The organism is Flavonifractor sp. An112 (assembly GCF_904377885.1).
GTDB lineage: Bacteria > Bacillota > Clostridia > Oscillospirales > Oscillospiraceae > Flavonifractor > Flavonifractor avicola.
Genome location: NZ_CAJFGT010000020.1, coordinates 16,634 through 33,508 on the forward strand (window position 1 = coordinate 16,634; position 16,875 = coordinate 33,508).

At 63.2% G+C, this 16,875-nt stretch carries 15 protein-coding genes and 1 other RNA gene; 3 read left to right on the plus strand and 13 right to left on the minus strand.

From position 1 onward, the window contains the following. Positions 1-44 precede the first annotated feature (44 nt). Both IHN22_RS04565 and IHN22_RS04570 read left to right on the plus strand, forming a co-directional pair. Positions 45-575 carry a tyrosine-type recombinase/integrase gene (locus IHN22_RS04565; protein WP_191433759.1) on the plus strand — a complete coding sequence of 177 codons (531 nt, stop codon included), beginning with the start codon at positions 45-47 and terminating at the stop codon, positions 573-575. Between the two features lie 281 nt (positions 576-856). After that, complete coding sequence (locus tag IHN22_RS04570; RefSeq protein WP_191433761.1) at positions 857-1,882, plus strand: tyrosine recombinase XerC; 1,026 nt, start codon at positions 857-859, stop codon at positions 1,880-1,882. 36 nt (positions 1,883-1,918) lie between these two features. Here IHN22_RS04570 and IHN22_RS04575 read toward each other — a convergent pair whose 3' ends face one another. The 13 genes from IHN22_RS04575 to murD all read right to left on the minus strand — a co-directional run bounded on the left by IHN22_RS04575 (position 1,919) and on the right by murD (position 16,316). Further along, positions 1,919-2,656 (minus strand): hypothetical protein, encoded by a 738-nt coding sequence (locus IHN22_RS04575; RefSeq protein ID WP_191433763.1) that lies wholly within the window; start codon positions 2,654-2,656, stop codon positions 1,919-1,921. A gap of 12 nt (positions 2,657-2,668) precedes the next feature. Beyond that, positions 2,669-3,997 (minus strand): Mur ligase family protein, encoded by a 1,329-nt coding sequence (locus IHN22_RS04580; protein WP_191433764.1) that lies wholly within the window; start codon positions 3,995-3,997, stop codon positions 2,669-2,671. Between the two features lie 165 nt (positions 3,998-4,162). Then, a complete protein-coding gene (locus IHN22_RS04585) occupies positions 4,163-5,353 on the minus strand; it encodes a pyridoxal phosphate-dependent aminotransferase (RefSeq protein ID WP_300985456.1) in 1,191 nt (396 codons plus the stop codon). Positions 5,354-5,534: 181 nt separating this feature from the next. After that, complete coding sequence (locus IHN22_RS04590) at positions 5,535-6,119, minus strand: ECF transporter S component (RefSeq protein ID WP_087330267.1); 585 nt, start codon at positions 6,117-6,119, stop codon at positions 5,535-5,537. A gap of 84 nt (positions 6,120-6,203) precedes the next feature. Beyond that, positions 6,204-6,992 (minus strand): type III pantothenate kinase, encoded by a 789-nt coding sequence (locus tag IHN22_RS04595; RefSeq protein ID WP_191433766.1) that lies wholly within the window; start codon positions 6,990-6,992, stop codon positions 6,204-6,206. 127 nt (positions 6,993-7,119) lie between these two features. Then, positions 7,120-9,102, minus strand: a complete 1,983-nt coding sequence (gene ligA, locus IHN22_RS04600) for an NAD-dependent DNA ligase LigA (protein ID WP_191433768.1) — start codon at positions 9,100-9,102, stop codon at positions 7,120-7,122. Next, positions 9,044-9,733: a VanZ family protein gene (locus IHN22_RS04605; protein WP_191433770.1), complete on the minus strand. Its 690-nt coding sequence runs from the start codon at positions 9,731-9,733 to the stop codon at positions 9,044-9,046. Before IHN22_RS04605 ends, ligA begins: the two co-directional genes overlap by 59 nt. 66 nt (positions 9,734-9,799) lie before the next feature. Further along, on the minus strand, positions 9,800-10,477 hold the full coding sequence (gene yunB / locus IHN22_RS04610; protein ID WP_191433772.1) for a sporulation protein YunB: 678 nt from the start codon (positions 10,475-10,477) through the stop codon (positions 9,800-9,802). A 50-nt stretch (positions 10,478-10,527) separates the two neighbouring features. After that, positions 10,528-11,775 (minus strand): aminotransferase class I/II-fold pyridoxal phosphate-dependent enzyme, encoded by a 1,248-nt coding sequence (locus IHN22_RS04615; protein WP_191433773.1) that lies wholly within the window; start codon positions 11,773-11,775, stop codon positions 10,528-10,530. A gap of 79 nt (positions 11,776-11,854) precedes the next feature. Next, positions 11,855-12,853: a M42 family metallopeptidase gene (locus IHN22_RS04620; protein ID WP_087389364.1), complete on the minus strand. Its 999-nt coding sequence runs from the start codon at positions 12,851-12,853 to the stop codon at positions 11,855-11,857. Positions 12,854-12,857: 4 nt separating this feature from the next. Further along, entirely contained in the window at positions 12,858-13,883 is a 1,026-nt protein-coding gene (locus tag IHN22_RS04625; RefSeq protein WP_191433775.1) for a M42 family metallopeptidase, read from the minus strand. Continuing rightward, positions 13,880-14,893 carry a M42 family peptidase gene (locus IHN22_RS04630; protein ID WP_191433780.1) on the minus strand — a complete coding sequence of 338 codons (1,014 nt, stop codon included), beginning with the start codon at positions 14,891-14,893 and terminating at the stop codon, positions 13,880-13,882. The genes IHN22_RS04625 and IHN22_RS04630 overlap by 4 nt, the downstream gene beginning before the upstream one ends. Before the next feature lie 31 nt (positions 14,894-14,924). Next, entirely contained in the window at positions 14,925-16,316 is a 1,392-nt protein-coding gene (gene murD, locus IHN22_RS04635) for a UDP-N-acetylmuramoyl-L-alanine--D-glutamate ligase (protein ID WP_191433777.1), read from the minus strand. A gap of 117 nt (positions 16,317-16,433) precedes the next feature. Between murD and rnpB the strand changes: the two genes are divergently transcribed. Further along, an RNA gene (gene rnpB, locus IHN22_RS04640) (RNase P RNA component class A) lies at positions 16,434-16,875 on the plus strand; the annotation flags it as partial.

The window sequence follows — 16,875 nt, forward strand, 5'->3', positions numbered from 1 at the left end:
CGGCAAAGTGCCCCCCGGAAACCGGGGGGCAGAAGGGAGGATGCATGAGGACAGGATACCTGTTGGAGCGGGAGGTGGGCCACGTTCTGGCCGCCCTCACGCCGTCAAACCGGCTGGTCTGCCGGGTCTGTTTACACACCGGCCTGCGGGTGGGGGACGTGCTGGCCCTACGGACGCAGCAGCTTGCGCCCCATTTCTGGGTGGTGGAGCGCAAGACAGGCAAGCGCAGGCAGGTGGGCCTGCCTGCGGGCCTGCTGCGCGACATCAGGGCCCAGGCCGGGGAGGTCTGGGCCTTTCCGGGCCGCAACCCAGCCAAGCCTAGGACCCGGCAGGCCGTGTGGGCTGACGTGAAGCGGGCCGCCAAGGCGTTCCGCCTGGTCCAGAACGTGGGGCCCCACAGCTTCCGCAAGGTCTACGCCGTGGAGCTGCTGCGCAAGTACGGCGACCTGGACCGGGTCCGCCGGGCGCTCAACCACGGCAGCTGCGCCACCACCATGATCTACGCCATGGCCGACCGGCTCATGACCGCCAAGGGCAAGGCAAAGACCGGGCGCGGCGGCATCACCGTCTGGTGACATTGTCAATTCCCAGTTGACACACCGGCCTCGCCTGTGGTATGCTGGCTCCGTTGAGAGGAGGTGCCAACGTGACGGATATGCTGCGGATCGCTCCGGGCTCCCGCACCAGGCAGCCTTGCACTCAACAAAACGGCTATTTTGTTGGCGGGCGGGTCGATACCGCCCGCGGAAGTTCAGTCCCTGAAGAAGCCGGCCCCGAGAGGGGGCGGCTATGAATTTAAACTACGAACTCAACAAAATAAAAATTTTGTTGAGTTGAGAGGAGGGGGAAAGCCCCCATGGACCATAATGACTACAAATTGACCGCTCCTGAGCTGCTCCGCAACTTCCTGGTCTACCACGAGACCATTCAGGGCCACTCCAAAAAAACCGTGGACGAATACTATCTGGATCTACGCAACTTCTTCCGCTACATCAAACTTGAAAAAGGCCGGGTGCCCCGTGACACGCCGCTGGATCAGATCGACATCGGCGACCTGGATCTGGATCTGGCCCGTTCGGTGAATCTCAGTGACGTGTACAGCTACATGAGCTACCTCAGCCGTGACCGGGTCAAGCACGCCAACAGCCCCACCTCCGGTTACGGCCTGGAACCCTCCGCCCGGGCCCGCAAGATCGCCGCCATCCGCTCCTTTTATAAGTATCTCTCCAGCAAGGCCAAACTGATCGGCGAAAACCCCATGCAGGACCTGGATTCTCCCCGGCTGAAGAAATCCCTGCCCCGGTATCTGTCCCTGGATGAGTCCATCATGCTGCTGGAGGCCGTGGACGAGCCCAACCGGGCCAGAGATTACTGCATTTTGATCCTGTTTCTTAACTGCGGACTGCGAATTTCAGAGTTAGTCGGCCTTAACTTAACCGATGTACGGCAGGAGCAGCTCCGTGTGCTGGGCAAAGGCAACAAAGAACGGATGATTTTCCTTAATGAAGCCTGCCGTGAGGCGCTGGACGACTGGCTGGAGGAGCGGAACAACCAGGCGGCGGCGGACAAAAACGCCCTCTTCCTCACCCGCTCCCACACCCGCATGACCACGGCGGCTGTCCATTATATGGTAAAACAGCGGCTGCTGAAAGCGGGTCTGGACCCGTCTCTCTACTCCAGCCACAAGCTGCGCCACACCGCCGCCACCCTGATGCTGCAAAACGGCGTGGACGTGCGGACCTTGCAGGAGGTGCTGGGCCACGAGAACCTGAATACCACCCAGATCTATACCCACGTGGACAACGAGAACCTCCGTGCCGCCGCCAAGGCCAATCCCCTTGGAAAGGCGCGGAAAAAGAGCAAACAGAGCGAAGAAACATAAAAAATGGCCGCCATTTGGCGGCCATTTTTCCTATCTTCACTTGTTCGCCAGAGCGGACAGCTCCTCCAGGGTGACCTGGTAGGCCTTTTCGGCGTGGATCAGCCAGTCCGGCTTGTCCAACCGTACCGGCAGGGCCTCCCCCCTGTTCTCCAGGATGCGCTCCGCAATCCAGGCCAGGAAGGCCGGGTTCTTCACCAGCACCGGCCCGGTGATGTGGGTGCCCACCACGTTGCCGTGGCGGAAGCCCTCGGGGCCTCCCTCCTTCTCATTGCCCATGCCCATGGTCATGGCCTCAAAGATCGGGGTCTCTACCCCGCTGGTGTGGGAGCACTTGTTCATAAAGCCCACCACCGGCTCCGGGAACAGGCCGGTTTTGGCGATGGCGTCGTGGGGCACACGCTTGTCGGTCTCCACGGTGGCAAAGCCCCCAAAGCCCAGGCCCTCATACACCGTCCCCTTCTGGTCGGTGATGGAAACCCCCAGCAGCTCCATGGCGTTGCCGGTGAAGAGCACCAGAGAACCCTCCGCCGCCTCTTTCAGGGCGTCTTTATAGGGCGTCAGCCAGCCCAGGGCGGCCTTCTGGGTGCGCTCGGTGCCAGCCCCCATGTAAATGAGGTCGGCCCTGGTAAAGTCGGGGGCCTCGTCACAGCCCACGGCCTTGACTTCCACCTCAGCCCCCCGCCAGGTGAGATAGCGGGACAGCAAAGTGAGATTGGCGTACTCCCCGTACAGGCTCATGGCCTCGGGGTAGAGATGCAGCAGTTTGATATTCATATCCACCCCTCCTTATTCCGTCCGCTGGACCCGGCTGAGCAGCTTGTCCCGGTCGGAGAAGCAGGTAACCACATACAGGTCCTCTTCCCCGTCCTGCTCCAGCAGCTCCGCCGCCTGGGCCACAGTGTCCAGGCAGGTGATCTTGTCCTGAGGTACCGCCGAGCAGTCAAACCGCAGGGCCAGGTCATTGACATACTTGCCGCACAGCACCACACGCTTGACATGGGGAGCAGCCAGCTGATCGAAGTCGATGTCCCACAGCCAGCTGGTCTCGCCGGTGAAGTATTTGCGGCTGATGGCGTCCACGATGACCAGCACGGAGCAGTCCTTGCCGGTGTCCTTGATATAGCGCAGGTTGGTGTCGTAGGCCACCGAGTTCTCATGCTTGCTGGTGAGCAGGGTGCCGTGGTGCTTGCCCAGAGTGAAGGTGACCATCCGGCCGTTCTTCAGGATGTAGCTGCCCAGCACTTTGGCGATGGTCTGCTTGTCCACCCCGCACAGCCGGCACAGGGACCAGGCCGCCAGGATGTTGTACACGTTGTAGATGCTGCGGAAGCTGAGGGCAATCTCGGTATCCCCGTCCAGCACCAGCTTGCCCTCCTTCAGGTCCAGGCCGGTAGCGGCAAAGTCGGGATCGTGGCGGTGGTGGCCGCAGGCGGTACAGCGGTAGTGGCCCACCTGATTGTAGTGGTAAAGGGTGTACTCCATTTTCCCCTTACATACCGGGCACCGGGCGCCGTCGTGGTACACGCCGTGGTGCTCCTTGGTAGCGCCCTCCCAGGCCTCCAGGCCGAACCACTTCACCTTGTCGTGGCCCTGGGCGAAGCAGGACACCAGGGGATCGTCGGCGTTGAGCACCAGGGTGGTGTCGTCGTGGATGGCGGGCAGGATGGCGTCATACACCCACTCTGGATGGCCGTTGCGGGTGAGCTGATCCCGGTACAGGTTGGTGATGACGAAGTGGGTGGGATGGAACCACTTGAAGCTGTAGCGGGCGTAGCGCTCGTCGCTCTCCAGCAGCAGCACGTCCCCCTTCATCTTCCCGCCCAGGGTGCAGTGGGTGAGGATGAGGGTGGTGACGCCCTCGATCTGGTTGGAGCCCTCGGCGTTGTACACCACGTCCTTCCCCGCCGCACGCAGCACCGAGGCGATCATCTCCACGGTGGAGGTCTTGCCGTTGGAGCCGGTAACGGCGATGACGTAGGAGGGCAGCTTCACCCGCCGCAGCACGTCGGGGCACAGTTTTAAGGCAAATTGGCCGGGCAGGCTGCTGCCCTTCCCTACCAGCTTGCCCACGAAGCGCAGGATCTTGCACAAAATGATGGCCAGCACCATTCTCATGGACAGTTCACTCCTTGTTAAATGCGTATTTTATATTATATCCACCCCTATGGCAGGAAGTCAACGGCCTGAGGCGGATTGGCGGGGATTTTGTCATCCCCCGATTCCCCGCCGGGCGGATAAAAAAGAGACCGCCGATGGCGGTCTCTTTTCACAGGGCGGAACTTACTCCGTCAGGAACTTCTTCAGACGGGCCAGGCCCTCCTTGATGTTGTCCATGGAGGTGGCGTAGGACCAGCGGACGAAGTTGGGAGCGCCGAAGCCGGAGCCGGGCACCACGGCCACCAGGCCGTACTTCAGGAAGGCGTCGGCAAACACGTCGTCGTTGGTGATCTCCACCCCGTGGATGGTCTTGCCGATGAGCTCGTTCAGGTTCATCATCACATAGAAGGCGCCCTCGGGCATGATGCAACTGACGCCGGGGATGGCGTTCATCTCCTTGACGATGAAGTTGCGGCGCTCCTCAAAGGCCTTCTTCATGGTGAGCACCTCATCCTGGGGACCGCTGAGGGCGGCGGCAGAGGCCTTCTGGGAGATGGCCACCGGGGAGCCGGTGGAGTGGCTGACGTAGTTGGCCATGATCTTGGCGATCTTGGCATTGGCGCAGGCGTAGCCGATGCGCCAGCCGGTCATGGCGTAGGCCTTGGACACGCCGTTGATGAGGATGGTGCGCTCCTTGGCGTCCTCGCTGAGGGAGGCGAAGCTGGTAAACTCCCGGCCGTCGTACACCAGGCAGGCGTAGATCTCGTCGGAGATGACGTACAGGTCGGCCTTGGCGCACACCGCCTCCAGAGCCTCCAGCTCCTCCCTGCTGTACATCATGCCGGTGGGGTTGGAGGGGTTGTTGAGAATGATGGCCTTGGTCTTGTCGGTGATGGCCCCCTCCAGCTTGTCGGCGGTGAGCTTGAAGTGCTCGGCCTCGGTGGCGGTGACCACCACGGGCACGCCGCCCACCATCTTGATGAGCTCATAGTAGCTGACCCAGTAGGGCGCGGGCAGGATGACCTCGTCGCCGGGGTTGACGATGGCACGCAGAGCCAGGTACACCAGGTGCTTGGCGCCGCTGCTCACCACCACCTGGGCGGGCTTGTAGTCCAGGCCGTAGTCGGCCTTCATGCGGTCGCACACCGCCTGACGCAGCTCCACGGTACCGGCTGCGGGGGTGTAGCGGGTCACATTGTTCTGGATGGCGGCAATGCCCGCCTCCTTGATGGCGTCGGGGGTATCAAAGTCGGGCTCACCGGCGCCGAAACCGATGACGTCGATGCCGTCGGCCTTCATCTGCTTGAACATGGCGTCAATGGCCATGGTGGTGGACGCCTGGACGGCCTCCGCGATCCTGGACAGCTCTTTCAATGGAATCTCTCCCTTGTATCCGTTTTCTTGACATATTATATGCGTCGACTTGCAGAATTGCAAGTCCTTATTTGAAAAACTTCCTGGTTTTTGAATGAGCACAAGCCTCAAAATGCAAAATGGACTGCCGGTCAGCAAAAAAGCGGGCGGCCCGAAGGCCGCCCGCTGGCATATTGGGATGTCAGGACCGCTTTCTGGCCCCCACCACCCGGACGATCACCGTGCTGAGGACCAGGTTGATGGCCAGCTCCAGCAGGAAGTTGACGCCGGTCATGATAAAGATGATGTAGTAGATCAAGTCAGTACCACCGGCCCAGGCCACCAGGATGTCGTAGAAGAACAGGGTCAGGCCCACGATGAAAATGCCGGTGTTGACCACCGGGCAGACGATACCGGCGGTGATGGCGGCTCCCATGGGGGAGCGGCGGGACAGGCCCCGGAACACCAGGCCGGACACAAAACCGGCGGCAGCGCCCTTGACAATACACAGGGCGGCAGTGAGCAGCGGGTTGGCGGTAAAGAGGACGTTTCCGCCGTAGTCCCAGCCTGCAATACAGGCGATGAGCACCACCACACCGAACACAGCGCCCAGCCAGGCGCCTGCGCCCGCACCGTACAGGGCCGCGCCGATGATGATGGGGGCCAGGGCCAGGGTGATGGAGAAGGGGCCGAACTTGACAAAGCTGGCGACTACCTGCAGGACCACGATAATGGCCGTCATTAAGGCCAGTCCGGTCAGGCGTCTGGTTTTTTCGTTTGCTCTCATGGTTACTTCCCTCCTGCTGCCGCTCCTCTTTGAGGATGCAGCGCACTTATATTTACCCACGGCAATGTGCCGTTGAGTACCAGGTCAGGCCCTCCTGGGCTTCCGGCTGTTCTTCTGGTGGAGCAGGTAGAGCCCCCGCATCACCAGGTCGGCGTCGTAGTGGACGGTGCGCTTGCAGTAGCGCAGGATACGGGGCGCGCTGCCGCCGGTGGCCACCACGGTAACGGGGCTGCCCGCCGCCTCCTCCATCCGGTCGATGACGCCGTCCAGCATGGCGGCGTGGCCGTAGAGAGCGCCGGAGCGCATGGCCTCCTCGGTGGTGCGGCCCAGCAGCTCCACCGGGGCGGTGGTCTCCAGAGAAATGGGAGGCAGGGCGTCCGCCCGGTCCCACATGGCCTCCAGCGCCAGGGTCAGGCCGGGCATGATGACGCATCCCTCGTACACGCTGCCCACGATCAGGGAGGCCGAGGTGGCGGTACCCAGGTCCACCATGACAATGGGGCTGGGATAGGCGGCAATGGCCGCCACCGCCGAGGCCACGATGTCGCTGCCCAGCTGATTGTGGATCTCGGCTTTGATGTTGAGCCCGGTCTTGATGCCGGGGCCCACCACCATGGGCGTCTTGCCGGTGAGCCGGGTGAGGGCATCGGTAAAGACGGCGGTGAGCGGAGGCACCACGCTGGACAGGATGGTCCCATCCACCGCCTTCACGTCGGCGCCGTAGAGTCCGAACACGCCCAGCAGGTCAATGGCGCACTGGTCCCGGGTCTTGTTCCGGGAGGTCTCCAGGGTGGCCCGGAAGAGCAGCTTGCCCTCCCCGTTAAACAGACCTACCGTGGTGGTGGAATTACCTACGTCTACCGCCAGCACCATGCCGCCCGCTCCCTTCTATTCCTTGGTGATCAGGATCCAAAATATTGTAGCAGTTTTGGGCCGGAGCGTCAAGGGCGGCGGTTGGCGAACAAAACCGCCGCCGGAGCACCCGACGGCGGTTTTTGTCTTATTCCTGTCCCAGCAGAGCCAGCAGCTCCTCCTCGGTGAGCACCGGGATGCCCAGGTCGTTGGCCTTTTGCAGCTTGGACCCGGCGGCCTCCCCCGCCACCACATAGCTGGTCTTTTTGGACACCGAGCCGCTCACCTTGCCCCCCTGGGCCTCGATGAGGGCGGCGGCCTCCTTCCGGTCCATGGTGGGCAGGGTGCCGGTGAGCACAAAGGTCTTGCCCGCCAGCTTGTCCCCCACCGGGGCCTCGGTGCTGTCAAAGGACACCCCTGCCTGCCGCAGGGCCTCGATGAGGTGGCGGCTCTGGTCGTTGGCGAACCAGTCCAGCAGGCTTTGGGCCGTAATGCCGCCGATATCGGGCACGGCGGTGAGCTCCTCTTCACCGGCGTTCATGAGGGCGTCCAGAGTGCCAAACCGGGCGGCCAGCACCTTGCCCGCCTTCTGCCCCACCTGCCGGATGCCGAAGGCAAAGAGCAGCCGTCCCAGTCCGGCGGACTTGGACTTTTCAATGGCCGCCATCAGGTTTTCCGCACTCTTCTTGCCCATCCGCTCCAGAGGCTCCACCTGGTCGGCGGTAAGGCTGTACAGGTCGCCGGGACCCTTCACCAGTCCCGCACCCACCAGGCTCTCCACCACAGCGGGGCCCAGACCTTCGATGTCCATGGCGTCCCGGCTGGCGAAGTGGACGATGTGCCGCAGCCGCTGGGCGGGGCACTCGGCGCCGGTGCAGCGGATGTGGGCCCCGTCCTCATCCCGGGCCACGGGAGCCCCGCACACCGGGCAGTGGTCGGGCAGATGATAAGGTACCGTGCCCTCAGGGCGCTTGTCCTTAATGACCGACACAATCTCGGGGATGATCTCCCCCGCCTTCTGAACCAGCACCGTGTCCCCAATGCGGATATCCTTCTCGGTGATGAAGTCCTGGTTGTGGAGGGTGGCGTTGGTGACGGTTGTACCTGCAAGGCGCACCGCCTTTACAACCGCCTTGGGCGTAAGGACGCCGGTCCGTCCCACCTGCACCACAATGTCCTCCACCACGCTCTCCTTCTGCTCGGGGGGATACTTGTAGGCGGCGGCCCACCGGGGGAATTTGGCGGTGGAACCCAGGGTGGTTCGGTCTGCAAGGTTATTTACCTTTACAACAGCGCCGTCGATGTCAAAGGGGAACTCCTCCCGGCCGTCCCCCAGGGCGGCAATGCGCTCCGCCGCCTCCTGGATGGAATGACAGGTGTAATGGGGAATTACTTTAAAGCGCTGTTCCTGCAAGTATTCCAGGGTTTCGGTGTGGGTGGTGAAGGTCTTGCCTTCGGCCCACTGGACGTTGAACACCCGGATGTCCAGCTTGCGGGAGGCGGCGATCCTGGGGTCCAGCTGCCGCAGAGAACCGGCGGCGGCGTTGCGGGGGTTGGCAAAGAGGGCCTCGCCCCGCAGCTCTCGGTCGGCATTGAGCTGCTCAAAGCTCTTCTTGGGCATAAACACCTCGCCCCGGACGATGAGGGAGGGCAGGGCCTCGGGCAGACGCAGGGGGATGGAGGGGATGGTCTTGAGGTTCTCGGTCACGTCCTCCCCCACCTGGCCGTCACCACGGGTGGCGCCCCGGACAAAGAGGCCGTTCTCGTACTCCAGCGCCACCGACAACCCGTCCACCTTGGGCTCCACGTCGTACTCCACCCCGCCTGTCAGGGCGTCCTGGACCCGCTGGCCGAAGTCGGCCAGCTCCTCAAAGGAGAACACGTCCTGGAGGCTCTCCAGGGGGACCCGGTGGTGGACCTCGGCGAAGCCGTCGGCTACCTTGCCCCCCACCCGCTGGGTGGGCGAATCAGGGGTGATCAGCTCGGGGTACTTGGCCTCCAGCTCCTCCAGGCGGCGCAGCTTGTGGTCGAAGTCGTAGTCGCTCATGCTGGGGTTGTCCAGCACGTAATATTCATAGTTGGCCTGCTCCAGCTCCCGGCGCAGGCTTTGGATCTCCTGTTTCTCGTCCATGGCGGACCTCCACTTGAAATGTTCGGGTGAGTTTGGGGGCCAGCTTGCCCAGCAGCAGGGCGATGAGCCCGCCCAGGAAAGCCCCCGTGGTGTTGAGGATCAGGTCGTCCACATCGGTGGAGCGGTTGACGAACAGCTGTAAAAACTCGATGGTAAGGGACACGCAGAAGCCCACCGCCAGCCCCTTCCACCACCGGGGTTTCCGCCACAGCAGGTTGGCAAAGAAGCCGATGGGCACAAAGATCAGGGCGTTGGCCAGCACCATGTAGAAGCCCCACGCACCCAGTCTGTCTCCACGGAACAGGGTGGGTGTCCATCCAATATACTGCACCGATTCGCTCAGGGGCGTGATGGGAAAAAAGGGCCGCAGCCCCTGAAAGGCCTCCTGCCAGTGGGATACCGTCCAGAAGTTGGACGGAAACACCGTCAGGGCCGCCAGTCCGGCGCAGAAGAGCACAAACGCCAAGAGGCCGATCTCCCGCACCACGCCGCTTTGCAGCCCCCGGCGGTACAGCCCCCGCCTTCTGTGATGCAGCAGGGCCAGAAAACAGCCCGCGGCTATGGCCATACAGGGCAGCATCTGTTTGATATAATCCAGCGTAATCTCCAGATACCACAGCAGGTCGTCCATACAATCGCCTCCTTTTTTCTGAAATCATAATACCACAGAAAAAAGAGGGCGTGTCTTACGCTTTTCTTACGAACCGGCGGCGGGCAGCCCCAGATAGGTGTCGGGCACATCCCCTACCAGTAAGGTCTCGGCCACGCACACCTGAGCGGTGACGCTGGTCTCTGCCCGCCCACCTGGGATGAGCAGGGTGACCTCCACTGTAATGTCCAGCATGATCTGATGCAGGGTCTGATTGATGCCCTGGGCGGTAAACTGGTTGGAGAACTCCGCTTTGGGCACCGCCGCCGTCAGTACACCCACTGGCAGCGTGGGCCCCCAGTCGGAGGCGGTGGCAAAGCCGGTGAGGCTGCCCAGCGGCACCCCCAGCTCCTGGGCGTCCAATCCCTCCACCTGTTCCAGAACCTCTTGCAGGATCTGTGTACGCAAGGTATTCAGCTTGACAGAGTCCACCGCCAGCAGGGACACCTTGCCGCTCTCGTCCCGCTCCACCGTCACCAGGTCGGCATAGGCCACCCCCTGGTCGGCCAGGGTTGCAGTCACCGCATCGTTGACGATACCGGTGATCTTGTTCTGGGCCTGAACGGTGGCCAGGGTGGTGACGGCGGGCCGCAGGGCGGCGTCCAGCAGCCAGATCACCAGCAGCGCCAGACCGATCCCCACCGCAGCCGCCAGCAGCAGGCCTCTTCCCCGCCGCCGGATACGGATTCTGCGGCGGGGGGACCACATCCGCAAGGACCGCCTCATGGCCTCACCCCCTCAGGGCAGGCTATGCGGGGGCCGGTTCGTCCTATGCCTTAATCCTTGAGCAGCTCCTCCACCGCCAGCATAACGCCGGCCTTGCCGCTCTCATAGGTGAGGCCGCCCTGGAAGTAGGCGGTGTAGGGCTCCCGCATGGGGGCGTCGCAGGACAGCTCAATGGAAGCGCCCTGGATGAAGGCGCCGGCGGCCATGATGACCGGGCAGTCGTAGCCCGGCATATCCCAGGGCTCAGGGGTAACGTAGGAGTCCACCGGAGCGCCGAACTGGATGCCCTTGCAGAACTTCTTCAGAGGCTCGGGAGAGCCGAAGTGGACCATCTGGATGATGTCGTGGCGCACCGCGTCAGAGGCGGGCTCCACCTGGTAGCCCAGCAGCTCCATGATCCGGGCGGCAAAGACGGCGGTCCTGACGGCCTGGGCGGTGGTGTGGGGGGCAAGGAAAAGTCCTTGATAGAGGCTGCGGTTGGCCCCAAAGGTGGAGCCGCACTCCTTGCCGATGCCGGGGGTGGTGAGCCGCATGGCGGCACCCTCAATGAGGTCGTGCCGTCCGGCGATGTAGCCGCCGGTGGGGGCCAGACCGCCGCCCGGGTTTTTGATGAGGGAGCCCACCACCAGGTCGGCCCCCACCTGGGTGGGCTCGATGGTCTCCACAAACTCGCCGTAGCAGTTGTCTACCAGCACGGCAGCGTTGGGGTTATTGTCCTTGACCACCTTGGCCAGCGCACCGATCTCTTCTACCGACAGGGAGGCGCGGGTGGCGTAGCCACGGGAGCGCTGGATGAGCACCGCCTTCACCCGGGGGTCCTTCACGGCCTCCGCCAGCCCCACCGGGTCGGGGGCGTTGTCAACCAGATCTACTTGCCTGTATTCGATGCCGTAGCTTTTCAGGGAACCGGGGCCCTTGTCCACCACGCCGATGACACCCAGCATGGTGTCGTAGGGAGCGCCCACGGCGGACACCAGAATATCGCCGGGCTTGAGGGCGCCAAAGAGGGCGCAGGAGATGGCGTGGGTGCCGTTGACAAACTGCACCCGCACCAGAGCGTCCTCGGTGTGGAAGAGGTCGGCGTAGATCAGGTCCAGGGTATCCCGGCCCAGATCGTCGTAGCCGTAGCCGGTGGTACCGGCGAAGTGGGCCTCGGCCACCCGGTGCTTCTGGAAGGCGGCCAGCACCTTCTGGGTGTTCTCCTCGGCAATGGCGTCGATGCGGGCAAACTGCTCCGCCAGGTCGGCCTGGGCCTGCGCCGCCAGGGCTTTTACTTTGTCGCTGATCTGTAAAGACATTTTCCTTGATCCATCCTGTTCTATCTATGGTTTGTGGGTTTGGCGGGACGTCGGAGACGCCCCACCATTTTCAGAGAAATTACGCCTCCAGCTTGGCCTGAGCGAAGGCGGCGGTCAGGGCCACGCAGGCCTCGATGTCGTCCAGGTCGGCCACCTCCATGGGGGTGTGGACGTACCGGGTGGCCACCGAGATACCGCCGGTGTACACGCCGGAGCGGCTCTGATGGATGGCGCCGGCGTCGGTACCGCCGAAGCGGAGGATGTCCCGCTGGTAAGGAATATTCCTTGCCTGTGCCAGATCCTCCAGGGTTTTCACCACTGCCGGGTGGCAGATGACCGAGCTGTCCATCACTTTGATGGCGGCGCCCTTCCCCGCCACGCTGGAGCACTCGTGGGGAGCGTCGGGGATGTCGTCGGAGTCGGTCACGTCCACGGCGATGCCGTAGTCAGGGGCGATGCCGTAGGCGGCGGTGCGGGCGCCCCGCAGACCCACCTCCTCCTGAACGGTAAAGACAAAGTACAGGTCGTTGCCGGCGTGCTTGATGCGCTCCATGGCAGAGAGCAGAATGGCGCAGGCGATGCGGTCGTCCAGATAGGGGGAAAACAGCTTGCGGCCGCTGACAAAGGGAGTGGTGTCAAATACGGCGGTGTCCCCCACCTGCACCATGGTCTTGGCCTCGGCCTGATCCTTGGCACCGATATCAATGTAAAGGTGATCCAGTTTCCAGTCCTTGGGCTCCACCTTTCCCTGGACCGCCACCACGCCCCGGGTGCCGTTGCGGAAGCGGACGGGGGTGCCGGGCAGGTCGTGGGCGGACAGGCCGCCCACCTGGCCGAAGCGCAGGTAGCCATGCTCGTCGATGTGGGTAATGATGAAGCCGATGGAGTCCATGTGGGCGGCAAACATCACCCGGGGGCCGGTGCCCTGCTTGTGGCAGATCAGGTTGCCCAAAGCGTCGGTGGTGATCTCGTCCACATAGGGGGCGGCCAGGGTCCGGATGGCAGCAGCCACCTGGCCCTCGTTGCCGGAGGGGCCGTGGCAGGCGTTGAGGGCCTGCATGATCTCTAAAATATCCATATGGTCAGTCCTCCTTGGACAGATGGTTGATGAATGCCCGGGTCAGCTGGAGCATGGCCTCGATATCCTCGGCGCTGGCCAGGGTGGCGGGGGTATGGGGGTAGCGCACGGGGGCGGCAATCACCGCTGTACGCACGCCGGAAGCGGCCCGCTGGACCGCCATGGCGTCGCCGGAGCCGGTGGTGGCCTCCCGGAGCTGCCAGGAAATGTTCTGTTCCTCCGCCAGCTTCCGCAGGGTCTCAAAGAGCTTCCGGTCCACGATAACGCCCTTGTCCATAATGGGGAGCACCGCTCCCTTGCCCAGGGCGCAGGCCTTTTTGTGGGCGGGCACCCCGGCCACATCGGCGGCGGGAGCTCCCTCCAGCACCAGAGCAATCTCCGGCTGCACCGAGAAAGCGGCGCCGAAAGCACCTCTTGCCCCCACCTCCTGCTGGGCGGTGAACACGAAGGTGCAGTCCATGGGCAGCTCCTCCCGCATAAGCCACAGCAGCACGGCGCAGCCGATGCGGCTGTCCAGAGCCCGGCCCTTCAGCAGCCCGTTCCCAAAGATCTCAGGGGTGCTGTCAAAGGCGGCCACGTCCCCCAGACGGACCAGCTTTTCCGCCTCTTCCTTACTCTTGGCTCCAATGTCCAGGTAGAATTCGTCCAGCTTGGGGACGTTCTTCTCCTCGTCCCGGCTCACCAGATGGTAGGCCTTCAAGCCCACCACGGCGGGCAGCAGCTTGGGGCCAACCAGCACTCGCTTGCCCAGCAGTACCCGGCGGTCAATGCGGCCCACCGTGTCGAATTTCAGGTAGCCCTCGTCGGTGATGGCGCGCACCATCAGGCCCACCTCGTCCATGTGGGCGGTGAGCAGCAGCTTGTTGCCGGTGGCCTTGGCGCCCTCCTTGAAGGCGATGACGTTGCCCATGGCGTCCACCCGCAGCTCGGTGGCGTACTGGCCGGCCACCTCCATCACGCAGTCCCGCACCTGGTCCTCCCAGCTGGACACGCCGGGCAGGGTACACAGTTTTCTCAGCAGTTCCTTCACAGCTGCCCCTCCTTTCCCAGATCCTCCACAAAGGCGGCCAGCAGAGCCGCGGTGTGCTCCAGATCGGTGAGAGACAGCACCTCAATGGGGCTGTGCATATATTTCAGAGGCAGAGACAGCACCGCCGTGGCAACGCCCTCCCGGCTGATCTGCATCTCCCAGCCGTTGGTGCCGGTGTGGCCGCTCATGACCTCCTGCTGGAAAGGAATTTCCCTTTCCTGTGCCTTATCCAGCAGCCTTTGAGTCATCCAGCGGGCCATGTTGGGGCCCACACCGATGGCGGGTCCGCCTCCCAGCACGAAGGTCTTGTCAGCGGGGCCATCGGGGGTGCGGCCGTGGGTCACGTCTACGGCGATGCAGCAGTCGGGCTGTACCGCCCAGGTGCCCACGGTGGCGCCCACCCCGGAGACCTCCTCCCGGGTGGAGCCCATGACGTACACGTCCATGTCCAGTTCCTTGTCCTTCAGCAGCTCCATGCAGCGCAGCAGAATGGCAAAGCAGGACCGGTCGTCCATGGCTTTGCCGCACATCTGGTCCTCCCCCAGAGGGAAGCAGGAGCCCCGGTACACCATGGGGGTGCCCACCAGCTGTTCTGCCTGCTCCTGGGTCAGACCGGCGTCTATCACCAGTTCAGCGATGGGCACGGACTTGCTCTCGTCGTCCTGCTCGGGGCCGGGGCTGGCTACCATGCCCACCATGGGGGGCTGGGTCAGGATGGTCACTTCCCGGCCGGGCAGCATCCGGGGGTCCACCCCGCCGATGGTGCGGAACCGGAGGTACCCCTCCTCCGCGCCGGTGACGATGAGGCCGATCTCATCCAGATGGGCGTCCAGCAGGATGGTGCTGGCCCCCTCCCGGCCGCAGCGGCGCACACCGATCAGGTTGCCCATGCGGTCAATGCTGGTTTCATCCACCAGAGGGGCCAGCAGGGCCTGGGCAGCCTGAGCCGCCGGGTTCTCGAAGCCGGAGGGCGCCGTGCAGCCGCACAGGGTCTCCAGCACAATTTTCATATCCAAATGTAACTCCTCCTTATGAGGCTATTTATGACAATCCATAAATGATCTTCTTGAAGGCGGCGCCCCGCTCCATAAAGTTCTTGAACTTGTCAAAGGAGGCGCAGGCGGGAGACAGGATCACCACATCACCCGGCTTGGCGGCCTTGTGGGCGGCCAGTACCGCCTCCTCAAAGCCGTCGATGACGGTGATGGGCAGGGCGGAGGGGAGATAATCGGGGCAGTTCTCCACGGCGGCCTTGATCTTCTCCGCGGTATCGCCTGTGAGGAACAATTCCTTTACATGGCCGATGATCTCAGGGCCAAGCACGTCGAAGGGGATGTGCTTGTCGTAGCCGCCGGCAATGAGGATCACCTTCTGGTGGAAGGAGCGCAGGCCGGCAATGGTACGGGAGGGGCTGGAGGCAATGGAGTCGTTGTAGTACTTCACACCGTTCAAGGTGCGCACCAGCTCGATGCGGTGCTCCACTCCGGCAAACTTCTGGGCGAAGTCCCGCACCACCGGATCGGGCACCAGGCCGTCCAGGGCGGTAATAGCCGCCATATAGTTCTCCACGTTGTGGGTGCCGGGCAGCAGGATGTCGGCTACCGGCAGCACCGGGCGCTCGTGCATCTCGTTGCGGACCCAGATCACCCCATCCCGCAGGAAGGCGCCCCGGGCGGGCTCGGACAGGCGGCTGAACATGGCCACCCGGCCCTGAGCCTCTCCGGCAAAGCCGTGGGTGATCTCGTTGTCGGCGTTGACCACCAGCAGATCCTGTTCGCTCTGATGGAGGAAGATGTTCTCCTTGGCCTCAATGTACTCCTCCATGGACTTGTGGACGTCCAGGTGGTTGGGGGCCAGGTTGGTGACCACGGCGATGTTGGGGCTCCGGTCCATGGTCATCAGCTGGAAGGAGGACAGCTCCAGCACGGCGATATCCCCCGGCTCCATGCCGTCCACGTCGGGCAGCAGGGGCTTGCCGATGTTGCCGCCCACATAGACGGTCTCCCCCGCCGCCTTGAGCAGCTCGGCGATGATGGTGGTGGTGGTGGTTTTTCCGTCGCTGCCGGTGACGGCGATGGTGCGGCAGGGGCAGACCTGGAAAAAGACCTCCATCTCAGAGGTCAGGATGGCCCCCTTCTGCTGGGCGGCCACCAGCTGGGGCAGGTCGGGCCGCATACCGGGTGTGCGGAAGATGACCTCAAAGTCCAGGTCCTCCAGGTAGTCCTCCCCCAGCTTCAGGGTGGCGCCCAGGCTCTCCAGCTCCTCGGCCAGACCGGCAAAGGCGCTCATGGGCTTTTTGTCGCAGGCGGTGACCTTCACGCCCGCCCGCAGCAGCATTTTGATCAGGGGGGTGTTGGACACGCCGATGCCGATGACGGCCACCCGCTTGCCCTTCAGACCCGCCAGATATTCCTGTATGGTGGAACGCTTCATAACAGTTCCTCCCTTTTCATAGTTTAACTAATTTATTATATCCCACCTGAAGAGAAAATGCAAACGCTGAGCGCTTTTGATTTGACAATCCGGGCAAGATAGCGTAAAATAGTCGGGCAAGCAAGCTGGACAGCCGCGCCTGCGGGGCGAAAGGCCCGTGGGTGAGGAAAGTCCGGGCTCCATAGGGCAAGGATAACGGGTAACACCCGCCGGGGGCGACCCTAGGAAAAGTGCAACAGAAATAGACCGCTGGCCGGTTGCCTCCATGTGGAGGCGGATGCATCACGGCGGCCGCAGGCCGACGTGATACACCCATTTTCCGAAACTAGGAACAGGACCGCCTTCAGATGGAGGCGACCGGCCAGTAAGGGTGGAAAGGCGAGGTAAGAGCTCACCCGATGGCGTGCCAAGCGTCCATCGCTGTAAACTCTATCCGGAGCAACGCCGTGGAGGGACAACAGGCCGGCCCGGCCGTCCCGGGGAGGCGGCTTGAGCGTACCGGCAACGGTGCGTCGAGATAGATGGCTGTCTTAAAGGACAGAACCCGGCTTACAGGCTT

What these genes read in the sequence shown, in the direction of transcription:
- IHN22_RS04630 (WP_191433780.1), bottom strand. Translation starts at nt 14,893, where the DNA reads ATGAAAATTGTGCTGGAGACCCTGTGCGGCTGCACGGCGCCCTCCGGC.
- yunB (WP_191433772.1), bottom strand. Translation starts at nt 10,477, where the DNA reads ATGAGGCGGTCCTTGCGGATGTGGTCCCCCCGCCGCAGAATCCGTATC.
- murD (WP_191433777.1), bottom strand. Translation starts at nt 16,316, where the DNA reads ATGAAGCGTTCCACCATACAGGAATATCTGGCGGGTCTGAAGGGCAAG.
- IHN22_RS04595 (WP_191433766.1), bottom strand. Translation starts at nt 6,992, where the DNA reads ATGGTGCTGGCGGTAGACGTAGGTAATTCCACCACCACGGTAGGTCTG.
- ligA (WP_191433768.1), bottom strand. Translation starts at nt 9,102, where the DNA reads ATGGACGAGAAACAGGAGATCCAAAGCCTGCGCCGGGAGCTGGAGCAG.
- IHN22_RS04590 (WP_087330267.1), bottom strand. Translation starts at nt 6,119, where the DNA reads ATGAGAGCAAACGAAAAAACCAGACGCCTGACCGGACTGGCCTTAATG.
- IHN22_RS04565 (WP_191433759.1), top strand. Translation starts at nt 45, where the DNA reads ATGAGGACAGGATACCTGTTGGAGCGGGAGGTGGGCCACGTTCTGGCC.
- IHN22_RS04620 (WP_087389364.1), bottom strand. Translation starts at nt 12,853, where the DNA reads ATGGATATTTTAGAGATCATGCAGGCCCTCAACGCCTGCCACGGCCCC.
- IHN22_RS04605 (WP_191433770.1), bottom strand. Translation starts at nt 9,733, where the DNA reads ATGGACGACCTGCTGTGGTATCTGGAGATTACGCTGGATTATATCAAA.
- IHN22_RS04580 (WP_191433764.1), bottom strand. Translation starts at nt 3,997, where the DNA reads ATGAGAATGGTGCTGGCCATCATTTTGTGCAAGATCCTGCGCTTCGTG.
- IHN22_RS04570 (WP_191433761.1), top strand. Translation starts at nt 857, where the DNA reads ATGGACCATAATGACTACAAATTGACCGCTCCTGAGCTGCTCCGCAAC.
- IHN22_RS04575 (WP_191433763.1), bottom strand. Translation starts at nt 2,656, where the DNA reads ATGAATATCAAACTGCTGCATCTCTACCCCGAGGCCATGAGCCTGTAC.
- IHN22_RS04615 (WP_191433773.1), bottom strand. Translation starts at nt 11,775, where the DNA reads ATGTCTTTACAGATCAGCGACAAAGTAAAAGCCCTGGCGGCGCAGGCC.